Consider the following 23603-nt stretch of genomic DNA (forward strand, 5'->3'; position numbering starts at 1 on the left):
AGGTCAGGCCTCCGTTCCGGTGCTCTCGGCAGCCGGCGCCTCGGTCACCGCGGCCGGGGCCTCGGTGTTCGCGGGACGACGACCGCCACGGGCGCCACGCTCGCCGCCACGGCCACCGCGCTCGCCGCCACGCGCGGGGCGGGCGTCGTTGCGGGCCGGACGGTTGCCCGAGCGGGCAGCGGCGTTCTCAGCGCGGACCTCGGCGATGTTCTTGACGTCGCCCTTGTAGATCCAGACCTTCACGCCGATGCGGCCGAAGGTGGTCTTGGCCTCGAAGAAGCCGTAGTCGACGTTCGCACGGAGGGTGTGCAGCGGCACGCGACCCTCGCGGTAGAACTCCGAACGGCTCATCTCGGCGCCGCCGAGACGACCGGAGCACTGGACCTTGATGCCCTTGGCGCCGGACTTCATGGTGCCCTGCATCGACTTGCGCATGGCACGGCGGAACGACACGCGGGAGGACAGCTGCTCCGCGACGCCCTGAGCCACGAGCTGGGCGTCCAGCTCGGGGTTCTTGACCTCGAGGATGTTCAGCTGGACCTGCTTGCCGGTCAGCTTCTCGAGGTCACCGCGGATGCGGTCGGCCTCGGTGCCACGGCGGCCGATGACGATGCCGGGGCGAGCGGTGTGGATGTCGACGCGGACGCGGTCGCGGGTGCGCTCGATCTCGACCTTGGAGATGCCGGCGCGCTCCATGCCCTTCGTCATCATGCGACGAATGGCGACGTCTTCCTTGACGTAGTCCTTGTACAGCTTGTCGGCGTACCAGCGGGACTTGAAGTCCGTGCTGATGCCGAGGCGGAACCCGTGCGGGTTAACCTTCTGGCCCATTACCGGGTCCCTTCCTTGCTGCTGACGACCACGGTGATGTGGCTGGTCCGCTTGCGGATCCGGTAGGCACGGCCCTGGGCGCGCGGACGGAACCGCTTCAGGGTCGGGCCCTCGTCAACGTACGCCTCGCTGATGACGAGGTCGTCCACGTTGGAGTGGTTGTAGTTGTGCGCGGCGTTGGCGATGGCGCTGTTGAGCACCTTGCCGACCGGCACGGTGGCAGCCTGCGGAGCGAAACGCAGGACCGCCTGGGCCTCCGTGGCACTCATGCCACGGATGAGGTCCACCACGCGGCGGGCCTTCATGGGCGTGACGCGGATGTACCGCGCCTGGGCCCTGGCTTCCATGGTTGTCCCCTTAATGGAGTAAGTCACTTGAGTCGTGCTGGCGCTGAAGCTCGCGGAGCGACTAGCGGCGCTTCGACTTGCGGTCGTCCTTCACGTGCCCCTTGAAGGTGCGCGTGGGGGCGAACTCGCCGAGCTTGTGGCCGACCATCGACTCGGTGACGAACACCGGGACGTGCTTGCGGCCATCGTGGACCGCGATCGTGTGACCGAGCATGCTCGGGGCGATCACGGAGCGACGGGACCAGGTCTTGATGACGTTCTGGGTGCCCGCCTCGTTCTGCGCGTCCACCTTCTTGAGAAGGTGGCCGTCGATGAAGGGGCCCTTCTTGAGACTGCGCGGCATCTGACCTGCTCCTAGCGCTTCTTGTTGGTCTTGCGGCGGCGCACGATGAGCTTGTCCGACGCCTTGTTCGGGCGACGGGTACGGCCCTCGGGCTTACCCCACGGCGAGACCGGGTGGCGACCACCGGAGGTCTTACCCTCACCACCACCGTGCGGGTGGTCGATCGGGTTCATGGCCACACCACGCACGGTCGGGCGGACGCCCTTCCAGCGCATACGGCCGGCCTTGCCCCAGTTGATGTTCGACTGCTCGGCGTTGCCGACCTCGCCGACAGTGGCGCGGCAGCGGGCGTCGACCAGGCGGATCTCACCGGAGGGCATGCGCAGGTGCGCCATCTTGCCCTCACGCGCCAGCAGCTGGATGCCGGAGCCGGCGGAGCGGGCCATCTTGGCACCGCCGCCGGGACGCAGCTCCACCGCGTGGATGGTGGTACCGACCGGGATGTTGCGCAGCGGCAGGTTGTTGCCCGGCTTGATGTCGGCCGCGGGGCCGTTCTCGATCCGGTCACCCTGGGCGATGCCGCGCGGGGCGATGATGTAGCGCTTCTCGCCGTCCGCGTAGTGCAGGAGCGCGATGCGCGCGGTGCGGTTGGGGTCGTACTCGATGTGAGCGACCTTGGCCGGCACGCCGTCCTTGTCGTGACGACGGAAGTCGATCACGCGGTAGGCGCGCTTGTGGCCGCCACCCTGGTGGCGAGCGGTGACACGACCGGCGTTGTTACGGCCGCCCTTGCTGTGCAGCGGGCGAACCAGCGACTTCTCCGGCGTGGACCGCGTGATCTCGACGAAGTCGGCCACGCTCGAGCCACGACGGCCCGGCGTAGTCGGCTTGTACTTGCGGATACCCATTTTCGTCCTCGTCCTTAACGACGATCCGAGTCCTCCGTCAGGAGGTCGGACCACCGAAGATGTCGATGCGGTTGCCCTCGGCCAGCGTCACGATGGCGCGCTTGGTGTCCTTGCGCTTGCCGAAACCGGTCTTGGAGCGCTTGCGCTTGCCCTGACGGTTGATCGTGTTGACAGCCTCGACCTTGACCGAGAAGACCGCCTCGACGGCCTGCTTGATCTGGGTCTTGTTGGACCCCGGCGACACGATGAACGTGTACTTGTTCTCGTCGAGGAGCGAGTAGCTCTTCTCGGAGATGACCGGCTTCACCAGGACGTCACGGGGGTCCGTGAACGTCTTGCTCGTGATCTCTGCAGCCATCAGGCGGCGCTCCCTTCGAGCTCGCCCTCAGCAGCCACGGCCTTGGCGGACGCGGCCGGACCGGCCACGAAACGCTCGAAGGCGGCCTGGGTGAAGACCACGTCGTCGGAGACGAGCACGTCGTAGGTGTTCAGCTGACCCGCGTCCAGGATGTGCACGTTCGGCAGGTTGCGAGCGGACTTGATGCCCAGCTCGTCCTCGCGCTCGACGACCAGGAGGACGTTCTTGCGCTCGGAGATCTTGCCGAACAGGCCCTTGGCGGCCTTGGTCGACGGCGCCTCGGCCGCAACGACGCCGGTGACGACGTGGATGCGGTTGTGGCGGGCCCGGTCGGTGAGCGCGCCACGCAGAGCGGCGGCGATCATCTTCTTCGGGGTCCGCTGCGAGTAGTCGCGCGGCACGGGACCGTGCACGACGCCACCGCCGGCGAACTGCGGCGCACGGGTCGAGCCCTGACGGGCGCGACCGGTGCCCTTCTGGCGGTACGGCTTCTTGCCGCCGCCACGGACCTCGCCGCGGGTCTTGGTCTTGTGGGTGCCCTGACGGGCGGCAGCGAGCTGCGCCACGACGACCTGGTGCATCAGCGGGATGCTGACCTTGGCGTCGAAGATCTCGGCGGGCAGCTCGAGGCTGCCGGCCTTGTCGCCAGCCGGCGACAGGATGTCAATGGTGCTCATTTCACAGCCCCTTCGCCGCGGTGCGGACGAGGACGAGGCCGCCGTTCGGGCCCGGGACCGCACCCTTGATGAGGAGCAGGCCCTTCTCCGCGTCGACCGCGTGCACGGTCAGGTTCTGGGTGGTCACACGCTCGTGGCCCATCCGACCAGCCATGCGCATGCCCTTGAACACGCGACCCGGGGTGGCGCAGCCACCGATCGAGCCGGGCGAACGGTGCTTGCGCTGGGTGCCGTGACCGGCGCCGAGGCCCTTGAAGTTGTGACGCTTCATGACACCGGCGAAGCCCTTGCCCTTGGAGGTGCCGGTCACGTCGACCTTGACACCCGCCTCGAACAGCTCTGCGGTGATCTCCTGGCCGAGGGTGTACTCGGAAGCATCCGCGGTGCGGAGCTCGACCAGGAAGCGGCGCGGGGTGACACCGGCCTTGGCGAAGTGACCCGCGAGGGGCTTGTTCACCTTGCGGGGGTCGATCTCGCCGAAGCCGATCTGCACGGCGTCGTAGCCGATGCCGTCAGCGGTGTGGACCTGGGTCACGACATTGGGCCCGGCCTTGACGACGGTCACCGGAACGATCCGGTTGTTCTCGTCCCAGACCTGGGTCATGCCGAGCTTCTCGCCCAGGATGCCCTTAATCTGCTTTGCCATCTTCGTCGCGCCTCTCAGAGCTTGATCTCGATGTCGACGCCGGCCGGAAGGTCGAGGCGCATCAGCGAGTCAACGGTCTTCGGGGTCGGGTCGAGGATGTCGATCAGACGCTTGTGAGTGCGCATCTCGAAGTGCTCGCGCGAGTCCTTGTACTTGTGCGGCGAGCGGATGACGCAGTAAACGTTCTTCTCAGTGGGCAGCGGCACCGGGCCCGCGACCTGCGCACCAGTGCGAATGACGGTCTCGACGATCTTCTTCGCCGAGGAGTCAATCACCTCGTGGTCGTAGGCCTTGAGCCGGATGCGGATCTTCTGTCCCGCCATGGCTACTCAGTAGTCCTTTGTGTCGTCTGTTGCTTCTGCAGCCGGATTCGGCCGGGTGGCTTGGTCCGGTGGCACCCCCGGGTGGTTACCTTCTCCGACCCCCGCGCTCGGGCGTGTCGCCCTCTCGCTTGCAAGAAACCGGGAAGGTCACGCCTTCTCGGTCTCGGTACATCGGGGTCGGCGAGGTCTTGCACCCGCCAGGCGCCGGGTCGAGGCCCTGCCCACGCTTCCCGGAAGATTCCCGTACGTCCGCCCCGCAGCTGCCGCGGTGTCGACTACACACCACTACGCCCACATACAGCACGTGGGAATATGAACGGCCATCACGGGAACGACGAGTACCTGGGACTCGCTTCCAGTCCTCCCGGCGGGAGGCGCGCAGCATCGGCAACTCAACCGAGCAACTAGGACATCCTGCCACAATCGGCAGGTCGGATGCCAATCGGAGCAGCGCGTGATCCGCACCACGCGCCCCCGCGGGCTCCAACTCAGGCCCGCTGTACGACAGTTCGGTCTCCGACCCGCAGCGGCTGCCACCAGTCGCGGTGCTCGCGGTACCAGCGGACGGTGTCGGCCAGGCCGGCCCGGAACTCCACCCGCGGCTGGTAGCCGAGCTCGGCGCGGGCCCGGGCGCCGTCCAGCGAGTACCGCCGGTCGTGGCCCTTGCGGTCGGGCGCGCGGCGGACCGCCTCCCAACCGCGGCCGGTGGCGGCCAGCAGTAGGCCGGTGAGCTCACGGTTGGTCAACTCGGTTCCCCCGCCCAGGTGGTAGACCCGGCCGGCCCGGCCGCGGGCCAGGGCCAGCTCGATGCCCCGGCAGTGGTCGTCCACGTGCAGCCAGTCCCGGACGTGACCGCCGTCGCCGTAGAGCGGGACGGTCCGGCCGTCCAGCAGCTCGGTGGCGAAGAACGGGATCAGCTTCTCCGGGAACTGGTACGGCCCGTAGGTGTTGGAGGAGCGGGTGACCACCACGTCCAGGCCGTGGGTGCGGTGGCAGGAGAGGGCGAGCAGGTCGGCGGCGGCCTTGGAGGCGGCGTACGGGGAGTTCGGCGCGAGCGGCTCGTCCTCGGTCCAGGAGCCCTCGGCGATCGAGCCGTAGACCTCGTCGGTGGAGACGTGCAGGAAGCGGCCGACACCGTGCTCCAGCGCCGCGTCCAGCAGGACCTGGGTGCCGAGCACGTTGGTGCGCACGAAGGGGGCGGCTCCGGCGATCGAGCGGTCCACGTGGGTCTCGGCGGCGAAGTGCACCACCGCGTCGTGGCCGGGGAGCACCCGCTCCACCAGCTCGCGGTCGCAGACGTCGCCCCGGACGAAGGAGTAGCCGGGGTGGCCGGCCACCGGGGCGAGGTTGGCCTCGACGCCCGCGTAGGTGAGCGCGTCGAGCACGGTGACCCGGGCCGCGGGGTCGGCCGCCAGCCTGGCCCGGACGTACGCGGAGCCGACGAAGCCGGCCCCGCCGGTGACGAGGATGCGCATGGTGGTGCCTTGCTGTGGAACGGCGGAGGGCCCGCCCTCCGTCCTCGCGGACGGGGGGCGGGCCCTCCGGCTGACCAGTGGTCAGATCGGCAATTACTTGACGATCTGGGTGACCTGGCCGGCGCCGACGGTGCGGCCACCCTCACGGATGGCGAACTTCAGGCCCTCCTCCATGGCGATCGGCTGGATCAGCACGACGTCCATGGCGGTGTTGTCGCCCGGCATGACCATCTCGGTGCCCTCGGGGAGGGTCACGACGCCGGTCACGTCCGTGGTACGGAAGTAGAACTGCGGGCGGTAGTTGTTGAAGAACGGGGTGTGACGGCCACCCTCGTCCTTCGACAGGATGTAGGCCTGGGCCTTGAACTCGGTGTGCGGGGTGACCGAGCCCGGCTTGATGATGACCTGGCCGCGCTCGACGTCCTCGCGCTTGATGCCACGGAGGAGCAGACCGACGTTCTCACCGGCCTGGCCCTCGTCGAGCAGCTTGCGGAACATCTCGATGCCGGTGACCGTGGTGGTGGTCTTGGTCTCCTTGATGCCGATGATGTCGACAGTCTCGTTGACCTTGAGGACACCGCGCTCGATGCGGCCGGTGACGACGGTGCCACGACCGGTGATCGTGAAGACGTCCTCGATCGGCATCAGGAACGGCTGGTCCACGGCACGGGCCGGGGTCGGGATGGCCTCGTCCACGGCCTCCATCAGGCCGAGGAGCTTCTGGCCCCACTCGGCGTCGCCCTCGAGCGCCTTCAGCGCCGAGACGCGGACGACCGGCAGGTCGTCGCCCGGGAAGTCGTACTCGGAGAGCAGCTCGCGGACCTCGAGCTCGACGAGCTCCAGGATCTCCTCGTCGTCCACCATGTCGGACTTGTTCAGCGCGACGACGATGTAGGGGACGCCGACCTGGCGGGCCAGGAGGACGTGCTCCTTGGTCTGCGGCATCGGGCCGTCGGTGGCGGCGACGACGAGGATCGCACCGTCCATCTGGGCCGCACCGGTGATCATGTTCTTGATGTAGTCCGCGTGACCCGGGCAGTCGACGTGGGCGTAGTGACGCGCCTCGGTCTGGTACTCGACGTGCGCGATCGAGATGGTGATACCGCGCTGCCGCTCCTCCGGCGCCTTGTCGATCTGGTCGAACGGCGTGAAGGGGTTGATCTCCGGGTACGCGTCGTGCAGCACCTTGGTGATGGCCGCGGTAAGAGTGGTCTTACCGTGGTCGATGTGACCGATGGTGCCGATGTTGACGTGGGGCTTCGTCCGCTCGAACTTCGCCTTCGCCACTGCAGTCCTCCTGAGGACAGTTCTGTACGCCGTGCTGACGTCAGTTGGTCTTTGATCGGGTTTGGTCCGGGCCTGGGCCCGTGCCGTCCCGCGGGTGGGGGCGGAGGGGACCTGGGGAATCCGGGTGGATTCCCCAGGTTCACCTCCTAATAGCCTAAGGGGTTACGAACATCCCGAATGTCGGGACGTCACTCACCCTTGGCCTTGGCGATGATGTCGTCCGCCACGTTCCGCGGAACCTCGGCGTACGAGTCGAACTGCATCGAGTAGCTCGCGCGACCAGAGGTCTTGCTGCGCAGGTCACCGACGTAGCCGAACATCTCGGAGAGCGGCACCAGCGCCGAAACGACGCGGGCACCGTGACGCTCGTCCATGGACCGGATCTGGCCACGGCGAGAGTTGATGTCGCCGATCACGTCGCCCATGTAGTCCTCGGGCGTGGTGACCTCGACGGCCATCATCGGCTCCAGCAGAGCCGGGCCGGCCTTCTTCGCACCCTCCTTGAACGCCATGGAACCGGCGATCTTGAAGGCGAGCTCGGAGGAGTCGACGTCGTGCGAGGCACCGTCGAGCAGGGTCACGCGGACACCCTGGAGCGGGTAGCCGGCGAGGACACCGAACTCCATGGCCTCCTGGCAACCGGCGTCGACCGAGGGGATGTACTCCTTCGGAACGCGGCCACCGGTGACCTTGTTCACGAACTCGTAGCCCTCGCCGGACTCGATCGGCTCGATCGCGATCTGGATCTTCGCGAACTGGCCGGAGCCACCGGTCTGCTTCTTGTGCGTGTAGTCGATGCGCTCGACGGCCTTGCGGATCGTCTCGCGGTACGCGACCTGCGGCTTGCCGACGTTGGCCTCGACCTTGAACTCACGGCGCATACGGTCGACGAGCACCTCGAGGTGCAGCTCGCCCATACCCGCGATGATGGTCTGGCCGGTCTCCTCGTCCGTGTTGACCTGGAAGGACGGGTCCTCCTCGGCGAGACGCTGGATGGCGACACCCAGCTTCTCCTGGTCACCCTTGGACTTGGGCTCGATCGCGACGCGGATGACCGGGGCCGGGAAGTCCATGGACTCCAGGATGACCGGGTTCTTCTCGTCGGACAGCGTCTCACCGGTGGTGGTCTGCTTGAGGCCCATGACGGCGATGATGTCGCCGGCGCCCACCGAGTCGATCTCCTCACGCTTGTTCGCGTGCATGCGGTAGATCTTGCCGATGCGCTCCTTCTTGCCCTTGACGGAGTTCAGCACCGAGGTGCCGGACTCCAGGCGGCCGGAGTACACGCGGACGAAGGTGAGCTTGCCCAGGTGCGGGTCAGACATGATCTTGAACGCGAGCGCGGCGAGCGGCTCGTCGTCCGAGGCCTGACGGACGATCTTCTCGTCGGGGTTGTTCGGCTTCGTGCCCTCGATGCCCTCGATGTCGAGGGGCGACGGCAGGTACTTCACAACCGCGTCGAGCAGGGGCTGGACGCCCTTGTTCTTGAACGCCGAGCCGCAGAAGATCGGGGTGAAGTCCGAGTTCAGCGTGCCCTTGCGGATCGCGGCGACCAGGACGTCCTCGGGGATGTCCTCGCCCTCGAGGGCGAGCTCCATGACCTCGTCGGAGACGTTGGACACGGTGTCGAGGAGCTGCTCGCGGTACTCGGCAGCCTTGTCCGCCAGGTCGGCCGGGATGTCGACGGTGTCGTACATCTCGCCCTTGGGCGCGTCCGCGGACCAGACCAGGGCCTTCATCTTCACCAGGTCGACGACACCGGTGAAGTCACCCTCGGCGCCGATCGGGAGCTGCATGACCAGCGGGGTCGCGCCGAGGCGGTCCACGATGGTCTTGACGCAGAAGTAGAAGTCCGCGCCCGTGCGGTCCAGCTTGTTGATGAAGCAGATGCGCGGGACGCCGTAACGGTCGGCCTGACGCCAGACCGTCTCGGACTGGGGCTCGACACCGGCAACGCCGTCGAACACCGTCACGCCGCCGTCGAGGACGCGGAGCGAACGCTCCACCTCGACGGTGAAGTCGACGTGACCCGGGGTGTCGATGATGTTGATGGTGTTGTCGACACCGTCGAGGGTCCAGTGACAGGTCGTCGCGGCCGACGTGATCGTGATGCCGCGCTCCTGCTCCTGCTCCATCCAGTCCATGGTGGCAGCGCCATCGTGGACCTCACCGATCTTGTACGACACACCGGTGTAGAACAGGATCCGCTCGGTGGTGGTGGTCTTGCCCGCGTCGATGTGGGCCATGATCCCGATGTTCCGGGTCTTGGCCAGGTCAAGGGAGGTTGCAGCCATGGTGGCTCGTTCTCTCTCTGTCTAGTGACGGGGTTCGGACTACCAGCGGTAGTGCGCGAAGGCCTTGTTGGACTCGGCCATCTTGTGGGTGTCCTCACGACGCTTCACGGAAGCACCGAGGCCGTTGGAGGCGTCGAGGATCTCGTTGAGCAGACGCTCGGTCATGGTCTTCTCACGACGGGCGCGGGAGTACCCGACCAGCCAGCGAAGGGCCAGGGTGTTGGCGCGGCCCGGGCGGACCTCGACCGGCACCTGGTAGGTGGCGCCACCGACGCGGCGGGACTTCACCTCAAGGGTGGGCTTGACGTTCTCAAGCGCACGCTTGAGGGCGACCACGGGGTCGGCACCGGTCTTCTCACGGACGCCCTCGAGGGCGCCGTAGACGATCCGCTCGGCGGTGGAGCGCTTGCCGTGCAGCAGGATCTTGTTGACCAGCGAGGTCACCAGCGGGGAGCCGTAGACCGGGTCAATGATGACCGGGCGCTTCGGGGCGGGGCCCTTACGAGGCATTCTTACTTCTCCTTCTTGGCGCCGTAGCGGCTGCGAGCCTGCTTGCGGTTCTTGACACCCTGGGTGTCAAGCGAACCGCGGATGATCTTGTAGCGGACACCAGGAAGGTCCTTCACACGGCCACCGCGAACCAGCACGATGGAGTGCTCCTGCAGGTTGTGGCCCTCGCCCGGAATGTAGGCGGTGACCTCGATCCCGCTGGTGAGGCGCACACGGGCCACCTTGCGAAGCGCGGAGTTCGGCTTCTTCGGGGTGGTGGTGTACACACGCGTGCAGACGCCACGGCGCTGGGGGGAACCCTTCAGCGCGGGCGTCTTGTTCTTCTCGACCTTGTCCTGCCGGCCCTTTCGGACCAGCTGCTGGATCGTAGGCACCGTTTCTCCGTTTTCTGTGTGCCAAGGCTGCGTAAAACTAACCTGCGATGTCCTCAACTCTCCGACCCACGCGGTCGGGTGTGTTGAGCCTCGTCCGAGGAACGGAATCCATGGATGTGCAGTGACGCCGCTCACGGAGCGGTGAACCGCTCCGGCACTGCGGCCGGTCTGCTGGCACGCACAAGGACCCGGGGACACCCCAGGCACAAGGTCAGAGCGTACCTAGCGCATCCGCGCCGGTCAAAACAAATGCAACGCCGCAGCTCCGCCCGCGACCGGGCCGGTCACGGGCGGTGGCCGGGGCGGCACCGGGGCCCGGCGGCTCAGCCCGAGGCGGCCAGGCTGATCATCGCCAGCACCCAGAACGACACCGCCATCCAGCCGAACACCAGGCCGGCGGTGGCCATCCCGTCGCCCTCCTCGCGGCTCTGCCGGATCTGACCCTTCGCCAGGTGCCCGGTCACCACGGCCGGCACGCCCGTCATGCCGAGGCTCGGCAGGCACAACAGCCCGAGCACCAGGGAGGTCACGGCCAGCGGGTTGGTCCGGGCCTTGGGCGGCGGGAAGTACGGCGGCGGCAGCGGGGCGACGGCGGCCATCGGCACCACCATCGGCGTCGGTGCCGGGCCGACGGGCAGGTCCGAGACCAGGTAGGCGAGTTGGCCGTACGTCTTGGCCCGCTGCACCGCCTCGAAGCGCTGGCCGTACTCGTCGGCGGACAGCCGACCCTCCGCGTACGCGGCCTTCAGCACGTCTACCGCGCGCTCGCGGTCGGTGTGGCCGGCCCGCATGGCCAGCTGGGCGTCCTGCTGACGCGCCGGCTGCTGCTGCGGGTACTGCGGACCCCACGGCTGGACGTTCATCGGTCCTCCTCGTGTCCCCCAGTCAGCATGACGAAGGACACCGCCCGGCAGTTGCAACTTCACCCGGACGGACCATGATCACTTCCCGCCGTTCGAAGGGTGCCGCCGTCCGGGGTTCCTCTGAAAAGCTGACGGTAGACCCGTACCTAGGAGTGCGCACATGACACCTGCCGTCAGCATCCACGACCTGTGGAAGCGCTTCGGCGACCACGCCGCCGTGGCCGGACTCACCCTCGACCTGCCCGCCGGCTCCTTCATCGGCCTGGTCGGACCCAACGGGGCCGGCAAGACCACCACCCTCTCGATGGTCACCGGCCTGCTCAGGCCCGACCACGGCACCGTGCGGGTGCACGGCGCCGACGTCTGGGCCGACCCGGTGAGCGTGAAGGCCCGGATCGGCATCCTGCCCGAGGGCCTGCGCATGTTCGAGCGGCTCAGCGGCCGCGAGCTCCTCCAGTACAACGGGCGGCTGCGGGGGCTGCCCGGTGCCGAGGTGGACCGCCGCGCCGAGGAACTGCTCACCGTGCTGGACCTGCAGGCCGCCGCCGACAAGCTGGTGGCCGACTACTCCACCGGCATGCGGAAGAAGATCGGGCTGGCCGCCGCGTTGCTGCACAACCCGGACGTGCTCTTCCTCGACGAGCCCTTCGAGGGCGTCGACCCGGTCTCCGCCCAGACCATCCGCGGGGTGCTCAAGCGGTACGCCGCCAGCGGCTCCACCGTGGTCTTCTCCAGCCACGTGATGGAGCTGGTGGAGCAACTCTGCGACTGGGTCGCGGTGGTGAACGCGGGTCAGGTGATCGCCCAGGGCCCGCTGGACGACGTCCGCGGCGAGCGCTCGCTGCACACCGCCTTCCTGGAACTGATCGGCGTCCGCGAGGACGAGGGCCAGGGCCTGGACTGGCTGGGCGAGGCGAGGTGAGCGCCGCCGTCACCCCGGACGCGGTGGTCGTCCGCACCCTGGTCCGGCTCAAGCTCCGGCTGCTCGCCAACGGGCTCAGGCGCAGCCCGGGCCGGCGGGCGCTGTACGTGATCGGCTCGCTGGCCGGCCTCCTGCTCACCGCGCTGATCGCCACCGCCTTCGCCTTCCTGCACGGCCACGCCGGGGCCGGCGACGCCGCCGTGATGCTCACCACCTCGATGGCGATCGGCTGGGGCGCACTCCCCCTCTTCCTGTTCAGCAGCGACGAGGCCGCCGACCCCACCCGGCTGACCATGCTGCCGCTGCGTCCTGCCGCGATGCTGCGCGGCACCCTGCTGGGTGCGCTGATCGGGCCCGGCCCGGTGATCGCCCTGGTGATGCTGAGCGGCGCCGCGGTGGCCGGCTCGGCGGGCGCGGTCTCGGTGCCGTTCGCGGTGCTCGGGGTGCCGCTGACGGTGCTCACCCTGGTGACGCTCTCCCGGGCGGTGGCGGCGGGCAACGCCAAGCTGCTCTCCAGCCGCCGGGGCAAGGACTTCGCGATCTTCGGCGGCCTGCTGTTCGCGCTGCTGATCCAGGTCGGCAACCTGGTCTCGCAGTCGATCCTCGGCAAGTCCGGCGAGAAGGGCCTGGACCTCTCGCCGCTGGAGCCGTTCGCCGCGGTGCTGCGCTGGATCCCGCCGGTCAGCGCGCTGGACGCGGGCCGGACGGCCGGCGAGTCCGTGCCGCTGGCGCTGCTCCAGCTGACGGCCACCGCCGCGCTGCTGGTGCTGCTGCTGCGCTGGTGGCGTCGGAGCCTGGTGGACCTGATGGTCACCGCGGACTCCTCCACCCTGATCACCACCCGCCAGGTCGGCCGCTCCACCCGGGACTTCTTCCCGGAGGGCCGGGTCGGCGCGGTGATGCAGCGTCACCTGCGCTACGCCTGGCGCGAGCCGCGGGCCAAGGCGGCCGTCTTCACCAGCATCGGCATGACGCTGGTGATGTGCGTGCTGTCGATGGTGCAGGGCTGGGCCACGGTCTACCTGGTCTCCTTCACCGGCATGATGCTCGGGCTGCAGATGGTCAACCTGTTCGGCATGGACGGCTCGGCGTTCTGGATGGTCTCGGCCACCCTGGCCGGCCCGGCCGACGCCCGGGACGAGCTGCGCGGCCGCGCCTACGGGGTGCTCTCGTACGCGGTGCCGGTGACGGTGGTGCTGTCGCTGGTGCTGGCGGTGGTCACCGGGAAGTGGTCCGAGTGGCCGCCGGCGCTCGGCCTGGCCCTCGCCGGCCTCGGCGCCGGGGTCGGTGCCGGGGCGCTGCTCAGCGTGCTGGCCCCGTTCGCGCTGCCGGCCGACTCCAATCCGATGCGCAACGCCGCACCGGGCCAGGGCGGACTGGTGATGCTGAACACCTTCGGCTCGATGCTGCTGGCCGCGCTGATCGCCTCGCCGGTCGCCCTGCTGATGCTGGTGCTGCCCGAGTGGACGGTGCTGCCGGGCGGGCTGCTGTACGGCGCGCTGTTCGCGGTGCTCGGCACCCGGCTGGCGGCCGCCCGGCTGTTGGAGCGGCTGCCGGAGATCCTGGCGACGGCGATCGAGCGCTGACCGCGTCCGCGTGAGGACGACGATGCCGGGGCGGCGCTGCCGCTCCGGCATCATTGCTGTGGTCCCCCCTCTTCCTTCTCCTGTGCGAGGCAGATCACCGTGCCCCAGCAGTCCACCGCCGAAGCCCTGGTCGCGCAGGCCGTCGCCCAGGTGACGGGCGCCGAGCCGGAGCGCCTCGACCTCGCCCTCGACACCGGGGCCTCGCTGCTCGCCGCCGCCGACTGGACCGAGGTCAGCCGGGCCCTGGTGGCCCAGGCCGAACGGACCGTCAGCCGCGCCTGGACGGTCGGCTGGCGCCCCGCCGACCTGGCCCGGATGGTCCGCCGCGAGCTCGGCCCCGTCCACCAGGAGCTCGGGGTCGACCTGATCGCCGCCGAGCAGCGCCGGCACCCGGCCGCCGCGCTGGACCGGCGCTGGCACGAGCAGCTGCGCGAACTCGCCACCGAGGTGTGGTGGGACGGCGACGGCGCCTACCTCGCCGCCTACGCCGCCAAACACCGCTTGGACCGCTTCGCGCTGGCCACCGCCGCGCTGGAGCTGATCCGGCTCTGGGCGCTCCTGCCCCCCGTCACGCCGGTCGGGCCCGCCCCGGGCGCCGCCGCCCCGGTGGAGCACCGCGCGGTGGGGCCGGTGCCGGGCGAGCCGAAGATGCTCTCCCGGATCCGGGCGCTGCTGGCCAAGGCCGAGTCCACCGAGTACCCGGAGGAGGCGGAGGCGCTCACCGCGAAGGCGCAGCAGCTGATCGCCCAGCACAGTATCGACGAGGCCCTGCTGACGGCCGGTCAGGACTCCTCCACCACCCCGGGAGCGGTGCGGATCGGGGTGGACAACCCGTACGAGAGCCCGAAGGCGATGCTGCTGGACGCGGTGGCGACGGCCAACCGGTGCCGGACGGTGTGGGCCAAGGAGTTCGGCTTCTGCACGGTGATCGGCTTCGACTCGGACCTGGACGCGGTGGAGCTGCTCTACACCTCGCTGCTGGTGCAGGCGACCGCCGCCATGCAGCGGGCCGGCAGCCGGCACCACAAGGAAGGCGCCTCGCGCACCAAGTCCTTCCGGCAGTCCTTCCTGATCGCCTACGCCGCGCGGATCCGCGAGCGGCTCACCACCGCCACGGCGGAGGCGGTCGCGGGGCACCGGGTCGGCGAGGACGGGACGGCCGAGCGGCTGGCGCCGGACGAGCGGCTGCTGCCCGCGCTGGCGGCCCGCGAGGAGGCGGTCGACCACACGGTGGACCGGATGTTCCCCCGGCTCACCTCCCAGCGGGTCCGGGTCTCCAACGCGGACGGCTGGTACGAGGGGCGCGCCGCGGCGGACCGTGCGGCGCTGAACGGCCGCTCGGGGTCCATCACACGCTAGTGGTCACCCCGGGGGCGCGAGGAACTGCGCGCGGGGGAACGGCAACACGTGCAACTGGCTGACGTGCCCCGATCCCACGCTGGGCCGCCTTCCGGACTCGCGCCCGCGCGGCGGAGCCGCAGATCAGCAGAGCCCCGCGCCCCCGGCATCACCACCTGCCAGGCTGGCGGCATGGCCGAACCGAGGACTGTGCCGACCGACGAGGATCCCGCCGTGTTCCTGGCCGCCGTGCCGGACGGGTGCCGGAGGGCGGACGCGCAGGCGCTGACGCTCTACGTCGCGGAGGGCTTCGAGCGGCACGCGGAGCTGCTGGCCCGGCTGGGGCCGGTGACCGTCGGCAAGGGGTGCCTGTACGTGAAGCGGCTGGACGCCGTGGACGGCGAGGCGCTGCGCGAGCTGGTCGGCAGTGCCTTCGCCGCCTTCGACGGACGGGTCGTCACCCCGTGAGTCGGCGCTCGGTTCAGCGCTTGGTGGAGTCGACGATGACCGGGTTGCCGGTGCCGCCGCAGGGGCTGGCGTAGACCGGGTTCTTCTCGGCGGCGGCCTTGAAGGCCTCGATGCACTGGCTGAGCAGGATCTTGTCGGTCAGCGAGTTGGCGAGCAGCTGGTTGGCGTTGGCCTGGGCCTCGGCCTCGATCTTCTTCTTCTCGGCCTCGGCCTTGGCGGTGGCGACGGAGGCCTGGGCCTGGGCGGTGGCCTGGTCCTGCTGGATCTTGGCCTCGATGGCCTTCTGCAGGGAGTCGCTGGGCTTGACGTTGCGCAGGTTGACGCCGTTGACGACGATGCCGCGCGGGGTGAGGCGCTCGACGACCAGCTTGTCGATCTCGGAGCTGATGGCCTCGCGCTTGGAGCTGTAGCCCTCGACGTTGGTGTAGCGGGCGAAGACGTTGCGGATGATCTCGCGGCTGTCGGAGTAGACCAGCCGCTGCTGCACCGACTCCTCGCTGCCGGCCAGCTTGTAGAGGTCGACGGCGTGCTTGGGGTCGATGGACCACTTCAGCGTGACGTCGGCGAAGAGGACTCCGCCCTCGGAGGAGCGGACCTCGACGGTGGTGTCGCCGGTGAGGTTGAGGTCGACCGGGCGGGTGGAGAAGGTGGTGACGTCGGTGAGCGGGGACTTGAGGTGGAGGCCGGGCTGCCAGGCGGAGCCGACCTTGCCGAGGGTGGTGGGGACGCCGACCTCGGTGGGCTCGACCACGTGGACGAAGGTGGTCAGGCCGAGGCCGAGGCCGAGCAGCAGGGAGGCCAGGCCGCCGAAGATCGAGGCCCGGCCGTCGAAGGCCCCGCGCCAGCGGAGCACGAGCAGGACCACGCCGACGACCAGCAGGATGACGGATATCAGCAGCATGGCCGCAGCCTAGGGGCGCGGCGATCTTCCTGACAGTGCGTCACCCAGTGTTCGCCGAACCGTGGGTGTCCGTTCAGCCCCGGCGCGCGCCGTTCAGTCCCAGAGGGCGCCGAAGGCCAGCAGCTCCTCGCGGTACTCGATCCGTTGGACCCAGTCGGCCGGCCAGGCGTCCAGGCCGTGGTGGGCGCCGGCGAAGGCGCCGGCCAGGCAGGCGATGGAGTCGGAGTCGCCGCCGGAGACGGCGCCGCGCCGGACGGCCGCGACCGGGTCGTCGGGGAAGAGCAGGAAGCAGAGCAGGCCGGTGCCGAAGGCCTCCTCGGCGATCCAGCCCTCGCCGGTGACGGCGCACGGGTCGCCCTCGGGCTCGGGGTGGGCGAGGGCCGCGTCCAGCCGGTCGAGCTGGTGCAGGCACTCGTCCCAGCCGCGCAGGGCGAAGTGCTCGGGCGAGGGGTCCTGGGCGCCGTCGGCCAGGTCGCCGAGCCAGAGCGCGTCGTAGCCGCGCGCGCGGACGGCGAGCGCGTACTCCCGGAGCAGGCCGGGCAGTTCGGCCGGGGCGGCGCCGTTCACCAGCAGGTGGACGGTGTGCGCGGTGAGGTCGCTGGCGGCCAGCGCGGTGGGGTGGCCGTGGGTGAGGCCGGACTGCAGCTGCGCGGCGCCCGAGCGCTGGCGGTCCGTCAGGCCGGGGACCAGGCCGACCGGGGCGACCCGCATGTTGGCGCCGCAGCCCTTGGAGCCGAGGTCGCTGGCCTGCTGCCAGGTGGTGTCGGGCTTCCGCAGGCGGTTGCAGGACTGCAGGCAGGTGGTACCGGGGGCCCGGTTGTTGTCCGGGTCGTGGTACCAGTGGACGAACTCCTCGCGGACCCGGTTGGCGAGGCGCAGCGGAGCCAGCGGGCCGCGCTCCAGGGCGGCCCGCAGGCCGGTGGCCAGGGCGAGCGTCATCTGGGTGTCGTCGGTGACCAACGCCCGCTTGGGGAGCTGGCGTTCGCGCCACGGCGTGCCGCGCAGCAGCTCCTCGTACGGAGTGAACTCGGTCTCCTTGCCCAGCGCGTCACCGATCGCCAGGCCCACCATGGTGCCGCTCGCCCGTCGCATGCCCATCCCCCCTGTCAGATCTCCACCAGCAGCTCTTCGAGCCCCCGGATCACGTACCCCGGCCGCCAGCGCGGCTCGGTGACCAGCCGCAGACCGGGAGCCCGCCGCAGCAGCGCCCCGTAGGACTCGGTCAGCTCCAGTCTGGCCAAGGGGGCGCCGAGACAGAAGTGGATTCCGGCGCCGAAGGTGATGTGCGCGTTGTCGGTGCGGCCGAGGTCGAGCCGGTCGGGGTCGGGGAAGCGCTCGGGGTCGCGGTTGGCGGAGCCGAAGAGCAGGGCGATCTCGGCGCCGCGCGGGATCGTGGTGCCGTACAGCTCGACGTCGTCCAGCACCCAGCGCTCGAACATCTGGAGCGGGGTGTCCCAGCGCATCAACTCCTCGACGGCGGTGGGCAGCAGGGCCTCGGGCTCGGCGCGCAGCCGGGCCAGCTCGGCCTCGTTGCGGAACAGTGCCCACCAGCCGTTGCCGGTGGTGTTGACGGTGGCCTCGTGGCCGGCGTTGAGCAGCAGGACGCAGGTGGAGACCATCTCCTGCTCGGTCAGCGCGTCGCCGCCGTCGGCGGCGGCGACCAGGGCGCTGATCAGGTCCTCGCCGGGCTCGGCGCGGCGGGCCCGGATCAGGCCGCGCAGGTAGTCGGAGAACTCGGTGGAGGCGGTGACGGCCCGTCGGGCGGTCTCGTCGGAGGGGTTGAGCTCGAACATCGCGGTGATGTCGGCCGACCAGGGGCGCAGCAGCTGCCGGTCCTCGGCCGGGAAGCCGAGCATCTCGGCGATCACCGCGACCGGCAGCGGCTCGGCCACCTTCGCGATCAGGTCGCCGCCGCCGTCCCGGAGCAGCCCGTCGACCAGCTCGCCGGCCAGCTTCTCCACGGTCGGCCGCAGCCCGGCCACCATGCGCGGGGTGAAGGCCTTGGACACCAGCCGGCGGATCCGGGTGTGGTCGACGCCCTCCAGGTCGAGCAGGCCGTGCTCGTTGAGGGTGTGGAAGGCCTCGTGCGCCGGGTCCGGCTCGGGGCGGCCGAACTCGGCGTGGGTGAAGCGGTGGGTGTAGGTGCGGCCGAGCCGGCGGTCCCGCAGCAGCGCGTTGACGTCGGCGTAGCGGGAGACCAGCCACTGCCCGCTGTGCTCGTGGAAGACGACCGGCGCCTCGGTGCGCAGCCGGGCGTACGCCTCGTAGGGGTGCGCGACGAACTCCGGCGACCACGGGTCGTACGCGGCGGCCACGGCGGCCCTGCTGTCCTGCTCGGCCATGCTGGTGCCCTCCCAGACTGTGCGGGGAGGGCCATCGTACGCAGACGGCCGAACGGACCGTCAGGTCGGTCGTCAGACGGCCAGCAGGCGTTCGACCAGGGCGGGCAGGGCGGTGGAGATCGGCTCGCGGATCACCTCGTGGGCCATCTCGTCGTACGGGGTGGGCTCGCCGTTCACCACGATCAGCCGCGCCCCGTTCGTCACGGCCACCTCGGCCAGACCGGCCGCCGGGTGGACCTGGAGGCTGGTGCCGACCGCGACGAACACCTCGCAGGCGATCGAGACGGCCTCGGCCTGGTCCAGCACCGTGAGGTCCAGGCTCTCGCCGAACATCACGGTGCACGGCCGCAGGATCCCGCCGCAGACCAGGCAGGCCGGGTCGGGCTCGCCGGCCTCGACCCGGGCCAGCGCCCCGGTCATCGGCCCCCGGTCGCCGCAGGAGGCGCAGCGCACGTCCCGGGCGGTGCCGTGCAGTTCGAGCACCTTGCGCGGGGTCTGCCCGGCGGCCTGGTGCAGGCCGTCGACGTTCTGGGTGAGCACCCGCATCGGCACCCCGGCCCGCTCCAGCTCGACCAGGGCGCGGTGGCCCGCGTTCGGCTCGGCGTGCAGGGCCCCGGCGTCGCGGCGCATCAGCCAGGCCCGGCGGCGGATCTCGGTGTCGGCCAGGTAGGGACCGATGGTGACCAGCTGCTGGGCGCTCGGATCGCGCTGCCAGAGGCCCTGGGGGCCCCGGTAGTCGGGGATGCCGGAGTCGGTGGAGATCCCTGCTCCGGTGAGGACGGCGGTGAGCGGACGCTTGGTGGTCATGCCGGTGACGTTACGGTCCGTCAGGCACCGCCCGCGAGTGGGTTTCCGGGCCGCTACGGTGGTGCGGTGAACAGCACGAAGGCGCTGGCGACCTGGCTGACGCGGCGCACCCCGGAGCAGCTGACCGTCCTGCTGGAGGAGCGCGGCCTGCCGCACGGACGCTCCGACGCCGCCGATCCGCTCCGGCTGGCCGAGCTCCTGCTGACCGCCCCCTCGGTGCGGCTCGCCCTGACCGGCCTGGACCGGGCCCGGCTCCAGGTGCTCGCCGCGGTGGCCGTCCTGGCCGAGCGCCGGTACGGGCCGGTCGCCGACGCCGCCGGGCCCGCACTGACCGGCTTCGCGGGGCGTCGCTCGGGCGGCTGGGCCGGTGCGGACGGCCTGGAACCGTCCGAGCGGGCCGTCGAGCGGGCCGACCTCGCGGCCGCGCTCGGCCCGCTCGGCGCCCGGGCCCTGACGCTGCTCGACGACCTGGCCGCGCGTGCGCTGCTGCTGCCGCCGCACGGCTCGTCACTGGTCCTCCCGGCCGTGCTGTACCGGCCGGCCGGCGGCCTGCTGGGGTACGGGCGGCCGGCCGAGGTGCTGTACTCCGACGCCTACCTGGCGGCCCAGGTCCGGCTGGTGGAGGACTCGTTGGGGCTGGGCCCGGCGCGCAGCCGGGAGGAGGCGCAGCGGGGTGTGGTCGCGCTGCTGCGGGACCGGGCGGCCGTGCGGGAGGTGGTGGCGGGCGCACCGGAGGCGGTGGTCCGGCTGCTCTCGGCGCTGGCCGCGCCGGGGCTCGGTTCGCCGCGGCTGAGCAGTGGGTACTTCCGCTCGGAGGACACCGGGCCGTTCGCCAAGTACCGCTTCCCGCCGGACGGTTCGGGGGATCCGACGGTGGCGTGGGCCGCCGCGCGCGGGCTGCTGGCACCGGCGGGGCCGGGCGTCGTGGAGTTGCCGTACGAGGTGGGGCTGGCCCTGCGCGACCCGTCGTGGCCGCTGCCCTTCGAGCCGGATCCGCCGACCGCCGTCGCGGAGCGGGACGGGGACACGGGCGGCGACGCGGGCACGGGCCACGCACTGGCCGAGGCCCAGGCGGCCGCGACGGCCTCGGCCTCCCGGGTGGAGGTACTGCTGCGGGCGGTCGCGGCCCGGCCGCTGACGCTCCGCAAGGCGGGCGGGATCGCCGTACGGGACACCGCCCGGCTGGCCAAGGAGATCGGGGCCGGGGAGGCGCAGACCCGCCTGTGGCTGGACCTGGCCGCCAACGCCGGCCTGCTCGCCCCGCACCGCGAGCCGTCGCCCGCGCCCGCCCGGGGCCGCCGCCCCGCACCCGCTCCGGCCGCGCAGCTGCTGCCGACCGCCCGCTACGACACCTGGCTGGCCGCCTCCCCCGCGGAGCGGCTGCTGCCACTGGTCGCGGCCTGGGCGGTGACGCCCGAGGTCTTCACCCGTGAGCACGGCGGCCCGGAGGTCGCCCTGACGACCCCTCAGGACCGGACGGCGGTGCCGCTCCGCCGCAGCCTGCTCTCGGCGCTGGCAGCCGACTACGCCGGGGAAGGTGGTCACCCCGGGGGCGCGGGGAACTGCGCGAAGGGGAACGCAACGACCCGTGTGCCGGGTACGGACGCTCACGTGCAGGTGGACCCCCGTACCCGGCAGACGGACCCGCTTCTTCCGCAGCGCGCAGTTCCCCGCGCCCCCGGTGTGACCACCACCCTCGCTGCCCCCCGGGGAACCGCTGGCCACGGGGGAACCGCCGCCCTCGTGGAAGCAGCCTCCTGGTTCGCCCCGTTGGTGGTCGAGGTCAACACCGCCACCCAAGACTCCGCCCGGGCCACGCTGGACGAGGCCGCGCTGCTCGGAGTGGTCGGGCACGGCGTGCTCACCCCCGTGGGACACGCCGTGCTCGACCTGCTCCGGGCCGGTGCGGACCGCTTCTTCCCGGCCGTCCCCGGTGCCGGGCCCTCCCTCGACCGGCACCCCGCGCTGGCCACCGCCGTGGCCGGGCTCCGCGACGCCCTGGCCGGCCTCGTCCCCGAGCCGGCCCGGACCGCCCGGTTCCAGGCCGACCTCACCGCCGTGGTGACCGGACCCGCCTCCCCCGAGCTGGCCGAGCTGCTGGCCGGAGCCGCCGACCGGGAGTCCGAGGGCCACGCCACCGTCTGGCGGTTCGGCCCCGCCTCCGTCCGCCGGGCGCTGGACGCCGGCCAGGACGCCACCGAACTGATCGACCGGCTGCGGGAGTTCAGCACCGCCGCGGCCCCGCTCCCGCAGCCGCTGGAGTACCTGGTCCGGGACACCGCCCGCACCCACGGCCGGATCCGGGTGGCCGCCGCCGGCAGCTGCCTGCGCTCCGACGACGAAGCGCTGGTGCTGGAGCTCGCCCACAGCCGCCCGCTGGCCAAGCTCGGGCTGCGCCGGGTCGCACCGACGGTGCTGATCGCCGCCGCCGCTCCCGAGGCCACCCTGGCGGCGCTGCGCGCGGCGGGCTACGCCCCCGTGCTGGAGGCGAGCACCGGCGTCACCGTGGTGGAGCGCGCCCCGGCCCTGCGCGCCGACCAGCCCATGCCGGAACTTCCCACCACAGCAGCCGAGTTGGCATCGGCGCTGAGTAAGGTCAGAGCACCCGCTTGATCTCGCCCCGAGCGCGGTAGAAGCCGCCCCGGCCGGACTCCAGCACCTCCGACACCCAGTAGCGGGCGCCCGGCACCCGGACCTCCTTCGGGAACTGCACCCGCCAGTCCGCACGGAAGCCGGGCGTCACCACCCGCACCCTGGTCCGGGCGCCCTCCTGCACGCACTCGACCTCGACGCCGCCGTCCAGGGCTCCCGTCACCACCTCGACCTCGGCGCTCGGCACCACCCGCTCCCAGCCCGAGGCCTTCACGTCGGTGGTCCGCGGGAGGTGTCCGCCCTCCGCCGCCCGGACGGCCTCCTCGCTCGCGTCCAGGCAGGCCAGCGAGCCGTCGGTGGTGACCAGGTAGAGCCGGCCGTCCCGGTACTGCATGGAGTACGCCGAGCCGCAGCCGGTGCCCAGCTTCCAGAGCCGGGTGCCGTCGGCGGCGAAGCAGTAGACCGAGGAGTGGTTGTCCCCGGCGAAGACGTACCGGCCGTCCGGCGAGGCGGCGCAGGAGAACACCGCGGCGTCGCACCGGTAGAGCCCGGTCTGCGCCCCGTCGGACTTCCGCAGCCGGTGCACCACGCCGCGCGAGGTGCCCGCGAAGACCTCGTCCCGCTCCTGCCAGCCGAACAGCACCGCGCCGGTGGTCGGGGTGTGCCACTCCTGCTCGCCGCCGGCCGCGTAGCGCGTCACGCCCCGGTCGTAGCCGTGGTAGACCGCGTCCCCGTCGCAGCGCACCATCCAGCCGGCGCTGCCGCCCCGGGTGGCGCGGCGCCACTGGAACTCGTCCTCGTGGTCCACCGTGGTGATGCCGCCGACCGCGTCCGCCACACCGAGCAGGCCGTCGTGGATGTCCAGCCAGTAGATGTCCACGTCGGCGGCGATCTCGTACGCCACCCGGGGGACCTTGCCGCCCAGGTCGTAGACCTTGCCGTCGTCGCAGCCGGCGTAGATCCAGTACTCGTCCGCGACGATGCACTTCACGCCGTCGGGGAGGCCGTAACGGCCCGTCACCTCGCCGTCGTGGGTGAGGGTGTAGACGTCGCCCTGCTCGTTCCCCACCCAGGCGTGCTCCTGCCCGACGAAGACCCCGAAGGCCGGGGCGCCGGAGCGGAACCGCCAGAGCAGCGGGGCCTGGTGCGCCGTGGAGCGGGAGCTGACGATCTGGCGGCGCGTCACCGAGCGGCGCTGCCGCACCCCGCGCACCGCCGGGGCGTAGCCCTTGCGGACCTTCTCCCCGACCTTCTTCGCCGCCGCGGCGGCCGCCTTCTCCGGCGTCGGGTAGACGGTGGCCTTGCGCTGGCCCGGCTCGCCGATCCGGCCGTAGGTGACGGTCAACTCGGCCCCGTCCAGCCGGACTTCGTAGAACTTGTGGGCGCTCCCGGCATCCTCGGAGAGCTCCAGGTAGGTGACCTGCTCGGTGGCGACGGACATGGCTGGGGAGCCCTCTCGGGACGGTGGGGT

General features: G+C 71.1%; 24 protein-coding genes. 5 read left to right on the top strand and 19 right to left on the bottom strand.

Features of this window, described 5'->3' with window-relative positions; translation table 11 throughout:
• Window positions 1–3: 3 nt before the first annotated feature.
• The 14 genes from rpsC to ACWCYY_RS36300 all read right to left on the bottom strand — a co-directional run bounded on the left by rpsC (window position 4) and on the right by ACWCYY_RS36300 (window position 11176).
• Window positions 4–831, bottom strand: a complete 828-nt coding sequence (gene rpsC, locus ACWCYY_RS36235) for a 30S ribosomal protein S3 (RefSeq protein ID WP_345286233.1) — start codon at window positions 829–831, stop codon at window positions 4–6.
• The gene (rplV, locus tag ACWCYY_RS36240) at window positions 831–1178 is read right to left on the bottom strand and encodes a 50S ribosomal protein L22 (RefSeq protein ID WP_057231334.1); all 348 of its coding nucleotides are present in this window, start codon (window positions 1176–1178) and stop codon (window positions 831–833) included. The genes rpsC and rplV overlap by 1 nt, the downstream gene beginning before the upstream one ends.
• A 61-nt stretch (window positions 1179–1239) precedes the next feature.
• Window positions 1240–1521, bottom strand: a complete 282-nt coding sequence (gene rpsS, locus ACWCYY_RS36245) for a 30S ribosomal protein S19 (protein WP_345286236.1) — start codon at window positions 1519–1521, stop codon at window positions 1240–1242.
• An 11-nt stretch (window positions 1522–1532) separates the two neighbouring features.
• Window positions 1533–2369, bottom strand: coding sequence for a 50S ribosomal protein L2 (gene rplB / locus ACWCYY_RS36250; RefSeq protein ID WP_345286238.1), 837 nt, complete (start codon window positions 2367–2369; stop codon window positions 1533–1535).
• A gap of 37 nt (window positions 2370–2406) precedes the next feature.
• Window positions 2407–2727 (bottom strand): 50S ribosomal protein L23, encoded by a 321-nt coding sequence (gene rplW / locus ACWCYY_RS36255; protein ID WP_380149358.1) that lies wholly within the window; start codon window positions 2725–2727, stop codon window positions 2407–2409.
• Window positions 2727–3404 (bottom strand): 50S ribosomal protein L4, encoded by a 678-nt coding sequence (gene rplD / locus ACWCYY_RS36260; RefSeq protein ID WP_345286240.1) that lies wholly within the window; start codon window positions 3402–3404, stop codon window positions 2727–2729. Before rplD ends, rplW begins: the two co-directional genes overlap by 1 nt.
• A gap of 1 nt (window position 3405) precedes the next feature.
• Window positions 3406–4050 carry a 50S ribosomal protein L3 gene (rplC, locus tag ACWCYY_RS36265; protein ID WP_345286242.1) on the bottom strand — a complete coding sequence of 215 codons (645 nt, stop codon included), beginning with the start codon at window positions 4048–4050 and terminating at the stop codon, window positions 3406–3408.
• 14 nt (window positions 4051–4064) lie between these two features.
• The gene (gene rpsJ / locus ACWCYY_RS36270; RefSeq protein ID WP_012785157.1) at window positions 4065–4373 is read right to left on the bottom strand and encodes a 30S ribosomal protein S10; all 309 of its coding nucleotides are present in this window, start codon (window positions 4371–4373) and stop codon (window positions 4065–4067) included.
• A gap of 488 nt (window positions 4374–4861) precedes the next feature.
• Window positions 4862–5848, bottom strand: coding sequence for a dTDP-glucose 4,6-dehydratase (rfbB, locus tag ACWCYY_RS36275; RefSeq protein ID WP_449798471.1), 987 nt, complete (start codon window positions 5846–5848; stop codon window positions 4862–4864).
• Between the two features lie 93 nt (window positions 5849–5941).
• Window positions 5942–7135 (bottom strand): elongation factor Tu, encoded by a 1194-nt coding sequence (gene tuf / locus ACWCYY_RS36280; protein WP_345286245.1) that lies wholly within the window; start codon window positions 7133–7135, stop codon window positions 5942–5944.
• A gap of 188 nt (window positions 7136–7323) precedes the next feature.
• Window positions 7324–9429 carry an elongation factor G gene (gene fusA / locus ACWCYY_RS36285; protein WP_345286247.1) on the bottom strand — a complete coding sequence of 702 codons (2106 nt, stop codon included), beginning with the start codon at window positions 9427–9429 and terminating at the stop codon, window positions 7324–7326.
• A gap of 39 nt (window positions 9430–9468) precedes the next feature.
• Window positions 9469–9939, bottom strand: a complete 471-nt coding sequence (gene rpsG, locus ACWCYY_RS36290; protein ID WP_030457432.1) for a 30S ribosomal protein S7 — start codon at window positions 9937–9939, stop codon at window positions 9469–9471.
• Window positions 9940–9941: 2 nt separating this feature from the next.
• Entirely contained in the window at window positions 9942–10313 is a 372-nt protein-coding gene (rpsL, locus tag ACWCYY_RS36295; protein WP_014144289.1) for a 30S ribosomal protein S12, read from the bottom strand.
• 323 nt (window positions 10314–10636) lie between these two features.
• The gene (locus ACWCYY_RS36300) at window positions 10637–11176 is read right to left on the bottom strand and encodes a DUF1707 and DUF4190 domain-containing protein (RefSeq protein WP_345286250.1); all 540 of its coding nucleotides are present in this window, start codon (window positions 11174–11176) and stop codon (window positions 10637–10639) included.
• Between the two features lie 160 nt (window positions 11177–11336).
• Here ACWCYY_RS36300 and ACWCYY_RS36305 point away from each other — a divergent pair, with 160 nt between their 5' ends.
• The 4 genes from ACWCYY_RS36305 to ACWCYY_RS36320 all read left to right on the top strand — a co-directional run bounded on the left by ACWCYY_RS36305 (window position 11337) and on the right by ACWCYY_RS36320 (window position 15490).
• A complete protein-coding gene (locus tag ACWCYY_RS36305; protein WP_449798472.1) occupies window positions 11337–12098 on the top strand; it encodes an ABC transporter ATP-binding protein in 762 nt (253 codons plus the stop codon).
• Window positions 12095–13684 carry a transporter gene (locus tag ACWCYY_RS36310; protein WP_449798473.1) on the top strand — a complete coding sequence of 530 codons (1590 nt, stop codon included), beginning with the start codon at window positions 12095–12097 and terminating at the stop codon, window positions 13682–13684. The genes ACWCYY_RS36305 and ACWCYY_RS36310 overlap by 4 nt, the downstream gene beginning before the upstream one ends.
• 126 nt (window positions 13685–13810) lie before the next feature.
• A complete protein-coding gene (locus tag ACWCYY_RS36315) occupies window positions 13811–15043 on the top strand; it encodes a DUF2786 domain-containing protein (protein ID WP_449798485.1) in 1233 nt (410 codons plus the stop codon).
• A 171-nt stretch (window positions 15044–15214) separates the two neighbouring features.
• Window positions 15215–15490 carry a hypothetical protein gene (locus tag ACWCYY_RS36320; protein WP_345286257.1) on the top strand — a complete coding sequence of 92 codons (276 nt, stop codon included), beginning with the start codon at window positions 15215–15217 and terminating at the stop codon, window positions 15488–15490.
• Between the two features lie 13 nt (window positions 15491–15503).
• Here the strand turns inward: ACWCYY_RS36320 and ACWCYY_RS36325 are convergent, their stop codons facing one another.
• From ACWCYY_RS36325 to ACWCYY_RS36340, 4 genes are all read right to left on the bottom strand, one after another.
• Complete coding sequence (locus ACWCYY_RS36325; protein WP_345286259.1) at window positions 15504–16391, bottom strand: prohibitin family protein; 888 nt, start codon at window positions 16389–16391, stop codon at window positions 15504–15506.
• A 93-nt stretch (window positions 16392–16484) separates the two neighbouring features.
• Window positions 16485–17483: an ADP-ribosylglycohydrolase family protein gene (locus tag ACWCYY_RS36330; RefSeq protein WP_345286260.1), complete on the bottom strand. Its 999-nt coding sequence runs from the start codon at window positions 17481–17483 to the stop codon at window positions 16485–16487.
• A gap of 14 nt (window positions 17484–17497) precedes the next feature.
• Window positions 17498–18733 carry a cytochrome P450 gene (locus tag ACWCYY_RS36335; RefSeq protein WP_449798474.1) on the bottom strand — a complete coding sequence of 412 codons (1236 nt, stop codon included), beginning with the start codon at window positions 18731–18733 and terminating at the stop codon, window positions 17498–17500.
• A 72-nt stretch (window positions 18734–18805) separates the two neighbouring features.
• Window positions 18806–19540: an SIR2 family NAD-dependent protein deacylase gene (locus ACWCYY_RS36340; protein ID WP_449798475.1), complete on the bottom strand. Its 735-nt coding sequence runs from the start codon at window positions 19538–19540 to the stop codon at window positions 18806–18808.
• Window positions 19541–19606: 66 nt separating this feature from the next.
• Here ACWCYY_RS36340 and ACWCYY_RS36345 point away from each other — a divergent pair, with 66 nt between their 5' ends.
• Window positions 19607–22153, top strand: coding sequence for a helicase-associated domain-containing protein (locus ACWCYY_RS36345; protein WP_449798476.1), 2547 nt, complete (start codon window positions 19607–19609; stop codon window positions 22151–22153).
• Here the strand turns inward: ACWCYY_RS36345 and ACWCYY_RS36350 are convergent.
• Window positions 22137–23573, bottom strand: coding sequence for a WGR domain-containing protein (locus tag ACWCYY_RS36350; RefSeq protein WP_345286269.1), 1437 nt, complete (start codon window positions 23571–23573; stop codon window positions 22137–22139). The genes ACWCYY_RS36345 and ACWCYY_RS36350 overlap by 17 nt on opposite strands.
• Window positions 23574–23603: the final 30 nt, after the last annotated feature.

Source organism: Kitasatospora sp. NPDC001664, from assembly GCF_053596675.1.